The organism is Streptomyces sp. NPDC096311 (assembly GCF_044763085.1).
In the GTDB taxonomy this organism is placed as follows: domain Bacteria; phylum Actinomycetota; class Actinomycetes; order Streptomycetales; family Streptomycetaceae; genus Streptomyces.
On record NZ_JBIWFN010000040.1, the window covers coordinates 37,832 to 47,058 of the forward strand.

General features: G+C 74.1%; 8 protein-coding genes and 1 pseudogene. 6 read left to right on the forward strand and 3 right to left on the reverse strand.

Annotation, left to right across the window (positions count from 1 at the left end; translation table 11 throughout):
- Positions 1–315: 315 nt before the first annotated feature.
- A complete protein-coding gene (locus tag ACIRA5_RS51390; protein WP_403704988.1) occupies positions 316–639 on the forward strand; it encodes an acyl carrier protein in 324 nt (107 codons plus the stop codon).
- 93 nt (positions 640–732) lie between these two features.
- On the opposite strand, the gene ACIRA5_RS51395 is transcribed toward ACIRA5_RS51390, so the two are convergent.
- Positions 733–1,401, reverse strand: coding sequence for a nitroreductase (locus tag ACIRA5_RS51395; protein WP_403704990.1), 669 nt, complete (start codon positions 1,399–1,401; stop codon positions 733–735).
- Between the two features lie 128 nt (positions 1,402–1,529).
- Between ACIRA5_RS51395 and ACIRA5_RS51400 the strand changes: the two are divergent.
- Positions 1,530–2,026, forward strand: a pseudogene (locus tag ACIRA5_RS51400) (NAD(P)H-dependent oxidoreductase).
- 367 nt (positions 2,027–2,393) lie between these two features.
- Positions 2,394–3,908, forward strand: coding sequence for a condensation domain-containing protein (locus ACIRA5_RS51405; RefSeq protein ID WP_403704993.1), 1,515 nt, complete (start codon positions 2,394–2,396; stop codon positions 3,906–3,908).
- Positions 3,909–4,281: 373 nt separating this feature from the next.
- Here ACIRA5_RS51405 and ACIRA5_RS51410 read toward each other — a convergent pair whose 3' ends face one another.
- Positions 4,282–4,419, reverse strand: coding sequence for a hypothetical protein (locus ACIRA5_RS51410; protein WP_159055364.1), 138 nt, complete (start codon positions 4,417–4,419; stop codon positions 4,282–4,284).
- Positions 4,420–4,567: 148 nt separating this feature from the next.
- Here ACIRA5_RS51410 and ACIRA5_RS51415 point away from each other — a divergent pair, with 148 nt between their 5' ends.
- Complete coding sequence (locus ACIRA5_RS51415) at positions 4,568–5,767, forward strand: RNA-guided endonuclease InsQ/TnpB family protein (RefSeq protein ID WP_403704997.1); 1,200 nt, start codon at positions 4,568–4,570, stop codon at positions 5,765–5,767.
- Positions 5,768–6,007: 240 nt separating this feature from the next.
- Positions 6,008–6,469: a DUF2871 domain-containing protein gene (locus ACIRA5_RS51420; protein ID WP_403705000.1), complete on the forward strand. Its 462-nt coding sequence runs from the start codon at positions 6,008–6,010 to the stop codon at positions 6,467–6,469.
- Positions 6,470–6,707: 238 nt separating this feature from the next.
- On the opposite strand, the gene ACIRA5_RS51425 is transcribed toward ACIRA5_RS51420, so the two are convergent.
- Complete coding sequence (locus tag ACIRA5_RS51425; RefSeq protein ID WP_403705003.1) at positions 6,708–7,313, reverse strand: TetR/AcrR family transcriptional regulator; 606 nt, start codon at positions 7,311–7,313, stop codon at positions 6,708–6,710.
- Between the two features lie 196 nt (positions 7,314–7,509).
- Here ACIRA5_RS51425 and ACIRA5_RS51430 point away from each other — a divergent pair, with 196 nt between their 5' ends.
- A complete protein-coding gene (locus ACIRA5_RS51430; protein ID WP_403705005.1) occupies positions 7,510–9,186 on the forward strand; it encodes a condensation domain-containing protein in 1,677 nt (558 codons plus the stop codon).
- The last annotated feature ends 41 nt before the right edge of the window (positions 9,187–9,227 follow it).

Genomic DNA, 9,227 nt, shown 5'->3' on the forward strand with positions numbered 1-9,227 from the left:
GGCTGGCCGGTCGCAGCCGGCAGCGCGGCCGTCTGAGGATGCCGCCCGCCCCTGCGCGGCCGTCCCGTCCCGCGCGTCCGCGGAACGCTTCCCCGCCCCCGCTCCCCGTACGACATCCACCGGACCCCCGCCCACCGGACCACCCGCCGAACCCGTGAGGCCCCCGCCGGCAGCAGCACCGTGGCGGGGGCTTCGGTCATGCCCGGGGCGGGCCTGCGGCCTGAGCGGGTGTCCACGGCGACTCGAGCGGGATGCGGCACGGTGCTGCCCGGAGCACCGCTTCGCCTCGCCCGCGTCCCGGAAGGAAGTCGCCCAATGACCCACACACCGTGGAACGCGAAATTCGAGGACGTGCTGCGCCAGGGCCTGCCGGGGCTCGGCAAGGACAAGGAGCCCGCCGCCGACGTCCCGATGGAGGCCTACGGGCTGGACTCCATGGCGCTCATCGGCATCGTCAGCGCGCTGGAGTCCGCGTTCCGCGTCAGCCTCGCCGGCCAGATCGTCGTCCCGGTGCACGCCCTGACCGCCGGCCACCTCTGGGGCATCCTCTCCGCCGCGCTGGCCCCGGCATGGGACGAGAGCCGGCCCGCCACGTCCGCCCGCCGCACGCGCGACCTGGGCCCCTGGGCCGTGGCCTGAGCGGGGCCGGCATGCCGGCCCCTTGGATGCATACGGACCACGTAGGTGCGCGTGGCGGGAAACGGCGCCTTGGCCGGCCGAGGGCGGGCGGTGTCAGTAGTCGCCGACGAACGTGACCGTCTCGTCGAGCGGCGCCCGGCCCGTACGGGTGTAACCCACCGTGACGTCCTCGAACCCGATCGACATGCCACAGAAGAGGATGAGCTCGTCCGGGGGTGACAGGACCTCCGCGACGGTCTTGCGGAACTTCGCCCATGCCATCTGCGTGCAGCTGTGCAGCCCTTCGGCGCGCAGCAGCAGCATGACGGTCTGCAGATACATGCCGAGGTCGGACCACTGGGCCGGGCCCAGGTCGCGGTCGATGTAGCAGAACAGGGCGGCGGGGGCGCCGAAACAGTCCCAGTTCGCGGAGGCGGCCCTCTGGCGCGCCTCTATGTCCTCGCGCGGAATGCCGAGTGCGCCGTAGCGCTGCTCGCCGAAGGCGGATCGGCGTTCGCGGTACGGGGACTTCAGCAGGGGCGGGTACTGCTCGTACTCCGGCTCGTCCCAGGGGTCGCCTGCGGCCAGGCGCTCGCCGGCGCGCTTCTTGAGTTCGGCCAGCGGTCCGCCGGTCAGCACGTAGGCGTGCCACGGCTGGAGGTTCGATCCGGACGGTGCCCAGGCCGCGCCGGACAACACCCGCTCCAGGACATTCCTCGGGACGGGCCGGTCGGTGAAACCACGCACCGCCCGCCGGCTCGTGACCGCCTCATAGACGTCCACGATCGTCCACCTCCCTCCGCTCAACGCGACACTTTCGTTTCACTCAATATAGTATCACTCAATACCATCTCATGTACGACTATATCCGCGTACAGATCCTCTGCCCCTGATTCCCGGAGGGCACCTTCATCTACCGCGGCCTCGCCGCCGGCCCCGTCCCGCGCATCACCGCCGCCGCCCGGTCCGCCGGATACGCCGCCCCCGCCGAGCGCACCCCGCAGCAGTCCGCCGCGTTCGCCGCGCGTATGAAGCTGATCGAGGAGCTGGAGCGGGCGGACGCCGTCCTGATCGGCGCTCCGATATACAGCTGCTCGATCCCGTCGGCCCTCAAGGCGTGCGCCGCCGTCGCCAGCCGTGGCGGCTCCCACGCACCCGGCACCCCGCGCGAGGGCTACGAGTTCGTGCAGAACCACCTGGAGGCCGTCCTCAAGACACCCTAGGCCTGGACCTCGACTTCATCGTCCCGGAACTCACCATGCCCCCCGCAGCCCGGCCATGTCCGAGCCGGCCCCTCCCCCTCTGCGAGGCCTCCCGCACACGCGCCTTCGAGGACGCGGCCGCCAAGGCCAGGCAACCCGCCGAACGCCTCGCCGCACAGCCCCGGGCCATGGACGCCGCCGCGTGACGCCTCACCCCGGGACGTCACGCGGCGCCCTCGTCGCCCGCGCCCCGTCCGGCGGTGACGGCGGCGCTCCGTCCCCGGGGGCCGGCGGCCCGGCGCCGGGGCGGCCGGGGCGTCCGGCCCGCCGGCAGACCGCGCACCGAGACGACGGCTGCAGCCCTCGAGGCCGGGTTCCGCTGCGGCCCTGTCACCTCACGCCGGGGTGCCGTACCAGCCGGAGAAGACCCCCTGCGGCGACACCGCGAGAAGGGCAGGGGCTCGAGTGGTGCTCCAGTGGTTCGAGACGACCCCTCAGGACCCCCTTGCCAGGATCCTGGCAAGGTTTTGCCAAACCTTCCTTCTGTAGCCGCTGTCGAAGGAGCGAGCCGCGATGTCACTCTCCGGTCAGAAGCCGCCCGACCGCCTGGTCCCCTCCGCACTGACGGCGCTGACGGCGCTGCCGCGGGGCGCGGGCGGCAGCGACGGCGGCGCCGAGCACGCCGCGGCGCCCGCGTCCGGCGCCGAACCGCCCGGCACGCCCCTGCAGGAGATCGTCCGCGACCTGTTCGCCGAGGCGATCGGCGTGCCGCGGCGCACCGTCCACGCCGACTCCGACTTCTTCCGCATCGGCGGGCATCCCGCGGCCGCGGCCCGGCTGCTGGCCCGGGCCCGCCGGGTGCTGGGCGCCGGCCTGGACGACCGCGCCCTGCACGAGGCGCCCACCCCGGCCCGGTTCGCCGCGGCGGCCGGCGAGCGGCCGGCCGCCGCCACCGGGCCCGCCGGGGCACTCGACGGGGCACTCGCCGGGGAGGGCAGCGCGATCCTGCCACTGCGGCTGCGCGGAGCACTGAACGCAGGGGCGCTGCAGGAGGCGCTGGGCGATGTGGGGCACCGTCACGGGGCGCTGCGCAACAGCCGGCTGGGCTCGGCCGGCACCCGGCTGCGCGCCCTGGCCGCCGAGGACCACCTGCTGGAGCTCACCCTCCCGGCCGACCTGGTCGACCTGTGGTCGCACACCCCGCTGGCCGCCGAACTCGCCCTGGCCTACCGGGCACGGGCCGCGGGCCGGCCGCCGCGCTGGGAGGGCCCGGTGCCCGAGGCTGCGCCCCGGGCGAGGGCCGGCGACCTGGCGCCCACCGTGCCGCCGGGCAGCCGGCCCGCCCCGGCCGACGCCCGCGTCGGCCGCCTCGCCCTCGACTGGGACGCCGGCCTGCACCAGCGGCTGGCCCGGCTGGCCGCCACGCAGGGCGCCACCCTGTTCATGGTGGTGCACGCCGCGCTCGCGGCCCTGCTCACCCGGCTCGGCGCGGGCCCCGCCATCACCGTGGCCGCGCCGGTGCCGGCCCGTGACAGCGCCGCCCTGCGCCGGGCCGTGGGCCCCTACGGGCGGGTACTGGCCCTGTCCGTGGACACCTCCGGCGACCCGGCCTTCACCGCGCTGCTGCGCCGGGTACGCGCCGCGGACCTCGCCGCCTACCGCGCCGGCACCGCGGCGCTGGCCCGGCCCGGCGGCATCGCGCTGAGCGTCCTGGCGGACAGCGGTGAGGCGTACGAGGCGGCCGGGCTCACCGTGCGGGCGGCCCCGCCCCTGCTCCCCCTGCGGGCCGCGGCCCTCGGCCTGATCCTGACCGAACGGCACACGCCGGCCGGCGCGCCCGCGGGCATCGCCGTCACCGCCGCCTACCAGTACGACGCCGTCGGCGAGACGGCCGCCGCCCACCTGACCGGGCAGCTGGCCGCCCTGCTCGAGGCCGCCCTCGACGCTCCCGCCACCGCGCTGAGCCGGCTGGGCGGCGGGGCGAGGCCGCCGCTCGCCCCGGCCGGGACCGGGGAACACACCGCTTCCTCCCCCGCCCGCCGTCCGGCGCCCGCGGCGATGCCGGTGCCGGTGCCGGTGGCCGGGTGAGCCCGGGTGGCTCTGCGGCCTGCGATCCCGGGGCGGGCCGGGCCCGGTCTCCGGGAGGCGGGCTCGAGACGCCCTGCCGGGTATCCCCTGCACTGAGGCAGCGCCGACGCCGACGGGCCCCTGGGGTGTGGTGGCTGCGGTGCGGTGCGGTACGCCTTGTCAGGGTGCGGCCGGGACGGAGAGCGGTCGAAATCCGCGGACGCGAAAGGTCTCCACGGCGGCCGGGCAGCACCACGGCTCCCCCCGTACTCCTCACCTCGCTTGATCCGGCTCTCGAGCGAGCAGCACGACGGCAGGGGGGAGGACGATGTTCAGGCCCCGGGCCGCCAGCGGCGGCGCGACGCCGGCCCGCCGCAGGCGCTGCGGAGGTGTGTCATACGGCCTCTTCCGGGTCCTTGGGGGACGGCGGGGTGACGGGTCCGGGTGTGACCTGTGCGCTCGCCGCGCCCGCGGCGGCCAGGAAGAGTCCGGTGACCGCGGCGACGGCCGCGACCGTACGGGAGTGCCTCATTTGAGTCCTTTCGTGGATACCCCTGGCTTCAGCCGGGGGAGGAAACGAAACCCCTGCGGAGCAGGGCAGGGAGCGGGGTTTCGCCGCCAGGGCGAAAGACCGTGTCCTGACCCGCAGGTTTGATCTTTACCTGTTGTAACGCTAGTTTGTGAGCGCGACCACGACGCATGTGAAGCGGGCATTCAAGTACCGCTTCTATCCCACGGACGAGCAGGCAGCAGAGCTGTCGCGCACGTTCGGCTGCGTCCGCAAGGTGTACAACCTCGCACTTGCGGCCCGTACGCAGGCGTGGGCGCGGCAGGAACGGGTCAACTACAACACCACCTCCGCAATGCTGACGGCGTGGAAAAAGACCGAGGAACTGGCGTTCCTCAACGATGTCTCCTCGGTCCCGCTCCAGCAGTGCCTGAGGCACTTGCAGACGGCGTTCACCCACTTCTTCGCCAAACGGGCCAAGTACCCGCGCTTCAAGTCGAAGAAGAAGTCCCGCAAGAGTGCCGAATACACCACCAGCGGCTTCCGCTTCCGCGACGGGAAGCTGACCCTGGCCAAGATGTCCGAACCGCTGGACATCGTCTGGTCGAGGCTGCTCCCCGAGGGGGCGAAGCCGTCCACGGTGACCGTCTCCCAGGACGCCGCCGGACGCTGGTCCGTTTCCATGCTGTGCGAGGACCCGGGCGTCAAGCCGCTGGCCGCCACCGATACGGCGGTCGGTATCGACGTCGGCCTGGACCGCCTTCTGACGCTCTCCACCGGCGAGAAGATCACCAACCCCCGGCACGAACGCCGCGACCGAGCCCGGCTCGCCCTGGCCCAGCGCCGCCTTGCGAAGAAGCAGAAGGGCTCGGCGAACCGGGCCAGGGCCAGGCGGAAGGTTGCCAGGATCCACGCCCGGATCGCCGACCGGCGGCGTGACGGGCTGCACAAGCTGACCACCCGACTCGTGCGTGAGAACCAAACGCTCGTGATCGAGGACCTGACCGTGCGCAACATGGTCAAGAACCGGAGCCTGGCCCGCGCCATCTCGGATGCCGCATGGGCCGATTTCCGCAGCCTCCTGGAGTACAAGGCCGTCTGGTACGGGCGGGAAGTGATCGCGGTCGACCGCTTCTTCCCCTCCTCCAAGCTGTGCTCCGCCTGCGGCACCCTCCAAGAGAAGATGCCGCTGCACGTCCGCACCTGGACGTGCGACTGCGGCACGACCCACGACCGGGACGTGAACGCCGCGAAGAACCTGCTGGCCGTCGGACTGACGGTGACAGCCTGTGGAGCTGGTGTAAGACCTCAACGGAGCACTCCGGGCGGGCAGTCGGCGACGAAGCAGGAAACCCCACGGCGCGAGCCGTAGGAATCCCCTCGTTCACGAGGGGGAGGAAGTCAAGCGGGTGCCTTTCGTCTGCGTGGGCTTTGCGTGGACGAACCTCGACGCCCCAGCCTGGCCCGGGGCGTCGCAGAGGCCCTCGAGACCTGCTCGAGAGGAGCTCGAACGATCTCCCGAATCGGGCGAAGCGTTCGTTCCGGAGTGCTTCAATGGCCCCCGGCAGAGCCTGAATTGACCAGCACTGACCGGCAGGGAGCGAGCACGGGGATGCGGAAGTCGTACTACGCGGCACACGTCTACATGATCCTGGGAGTGATCTCCGGGCTGTATTACCGGGAGTTCACCAAAGCCAACGATTTCACCGGCGACACCCAGCTGGCGCTCATGCACACCCATCTGCTCGCGCTGGGCATGATGGGTTTCCTCATCGTCCTCGCCCTGGACAAGCAGTTCACCCTGTCCGGGACGAAACTGTTCACGTACTTCTTCTGGTTCTACAACGTGGGCATCACGATCACCGTCGCCATGATGTTCGTCCACGGCACCGAGACCGTGCTCGGCGACCATGTCCCCGAGGCGGTGCCGCTGACCGCGGGCCTCGGGCACATCCTGCTCACGGTGGGACTCATCCTGCTGTTCGTGCTCCTCGGCAAACGGCTGAACGAGTCCGCCGGGGCGGGCCCCGCCGAACCGGAGCAGGAGAAGGAGACGGCCAAGAGCCCCGTCTGAGAGCCCGGCCTGAGGGCCCCGTCCGACAGCCCCGTCCGACAGCCCGGTCCGGGAGTCCGGTCCGGGAGTCCGGTCCGGGCCGGCTGCGGCCCGGACGCATCCGGCCCGTCGTGGACCGGACGGGCCGGGCCGCCGTCCCGGCGGACGGAGGGGCCGCTGTCCCCGGCCTGGCCGGCCGGGCGGCTGTCCGGGCCGGAGCGACCGGTCCCGATGAGCCGGCCGAACCGGGCCCTCCGGGTCAGACGGGCTGGGCCGCCGGGCCCAGCAGCGCGTCGGTCAGGGCGGCCAGCCGCTGCCGCGCCGGATCCGGGCGCAGGCGGCCCGCCCGGGTGAGGGCGGCCAGGCCGTGCCAGGCGCTCCACAGGACCTCCGCGAGCAGCCCGCCGTCACGGCCGGCCGCGACGGGCTCGACGGCCTGTCTGATCTCGGCGAGGACGTCCGCGAGCGGCGCCGGCGTGCCGGCCGCCCCGGTGGTGTCCTCGCCGGTGTCCTCGCCCGGGTCGAGGGTGAGCATGGCCTCGTAGAGGACCGGTCCGCGCTCGGCGAAGTCGGCGTAGGCGCGGGCGACCGCGCCCAGCGCCTCCTGCGGGTCACCGGCTGCCTCGCGGGCGGTGCGCAGCGCGGCGGCGAGTTCGGCGAAGCCTTCCAGGGCGACCGCGTGGACGATGGCGTCCTTGTTCTTGAAGTGCTGGTAGAGCACCGGCTGGCTGTATTCGATACGGTCCGCCAGGCGCCGTGTGGTGACGTGGTCCCAGCCTTCGGACTCGGCCATCTCACGGGCTGTGGTGAGGATCAGCCGGTGGCGCTGGGCCTGCTCGCGAAGGCGTCGCTCTCGGGGCGTCATGAACCGGACTTTAGCACTTTCGGCGAAAATCCAGCTGTCAGTGATAGAGTCCCTGCCTTTGAAATCAGCGCTGCCGTCGGGGGACGGCGGCGCTGTGCGGTGCGACGGTGACGGCTCTGTGCGGGGCGGGTTCGAGCGGGCTTCGAGGCACGGGCGCCAGCATCGGGGCACGACTGCCCACAGAGAGGGCCACCCCATGCTGACCCCGACTCCCCTGGAGGAGCTGCTCGACCTGGCCGCGGACGTCATCGGCTGCGACCGGCGCACCCTGCCGGCCGGGGCCGCGGGTTCTCCCTTCATCACGCTGGGCGGCGGCCTCGCGCAGGCCGTGCGGCTGCAGGCGCGCGCCGGACGGCAGCTGGGCCTGGCCGTGGACCTGGCGCAGCTGCTGGGCCCCGCCCCGCTGGCGGACGTACTGGCCCGGGCCGTGCCCGTCCCGGCCGCGGTGCCCGGACCGCCCGCGGGGGCGGGCGCGGTGCGGGCGTTGCTGCCCGGGCAGCGGGCGGCGCTGGCCGCCGAGCGGGAGGCGGGTGCCGGTGCGGTGTGCCGGGTGCTCAGTGCCGAGCTGGCCGGGCCGCTCGACGCGGGCGCGCTGCGCCGTGTGCTCGCCGCTCTCGGTGCGCGGCACGAGGGCCTGCGGACGGTGTTCGCGGATGCGCCGCACGGTCCGGTGCGGCGGGTTCTCGCCGCCTGTGCCCCGCCGCTGGTCACTCTGGAGGCGGCGGGAGCGGGCGGGGGCGGGGACCCGGTGGCGGCGGTGCACGGGTATCTGGCCGCGCGGGCGCGGCAGTTGGTCGGCCGGCCGGGCCGGCCGCCGCTCGTCTTCGCCCTGAGCCGGCTGGCCGGGGGTGCGCATCTGCTGTCGTTCGTGTACCACGACGCGGTGGCCGACGGCTGGTCGGCGGCGCTGCTGTGGCAGGAACTGCTCGCCGACTACGACCGTGCCGTGCACCGGCGTCCGCTGGTGCGGGCGGTGCGTCCCGGGCCGGATACGGCGGGGCGCGCCGCGGTGGCCGCCCGGCCGGGCGGGCTGCGCGCGGCGGCCGGGCGGGCCGAGCGGCTGCGCGGCTTTCCCGCCGCCGTGGACTGGGCGGAGGGTGCGCCGCGGCCCGCCGTGTTCGATGTCCGCGGCGAGCTGCTGCACGTCGGCGTCGACGTGCGGCTGCGGGACGCGGCCGATGCGACGGCCCGGCGGGCCGGTGTGCCGCACGGCACGGTGCTGCTGGCGGCGTGGGCGCTGGCCGTGGGCCGGCGCGCGGGCCTGGAGCGGCTGCTGGTGGGCTGCGAGGTGCCGCGCCGTGCCACGGCGGCGCTGCTGGGCACCCTCGCGCCGTGCTCGGCGACGGTGCCGGTGGGCTGTGAACTGGAGGGCGGCGTCGACTACTTCCTGCGCGGGATCGCCTGCGCGTTCGGCGAGGCCCTCGGCTGCGCGGACCTCGACACCGCCGAGCTGGCGCGCGAGCTCGGGGTGCGCCCGGACCGCTCCCGGCCCGTCCTGACGCCGGTGACGTTCGCGGCCCGCGACGAACTGCTGCCCGCGCGCGTGCGGGCGGGCGCCTTGAGCGCGCGTTTCCATCACGGGCACGCGGGCGCCGTCACGGCGGACGCCGCGCTGACCGTGCTGCGCTGGCGCGAAGACCCGCTGCTGCGCCTGGAGTTCGCCCCCGCGGTGCTCTCCCGCACGCGGGCCGTGCGGCTGGCCCGCGAGATGCGCGGCGCGCTGGCCGCACTGACGGCGGCGCCCCCGCACACCCCGGTCGACGACCTGCTGCCCGCCCCGGCCGGCGCGCGCGGCCTTGCCCTGCCGCTCCCCCAGGGCCTGTCCGGCGGATCAGGCCGGAGGGAAGTAACGGCGCCTCACAGGCACAGGTGAGCGGTCTGGTGCGGGCAGCTGCAAGGCGGAGGAGGGAGTCA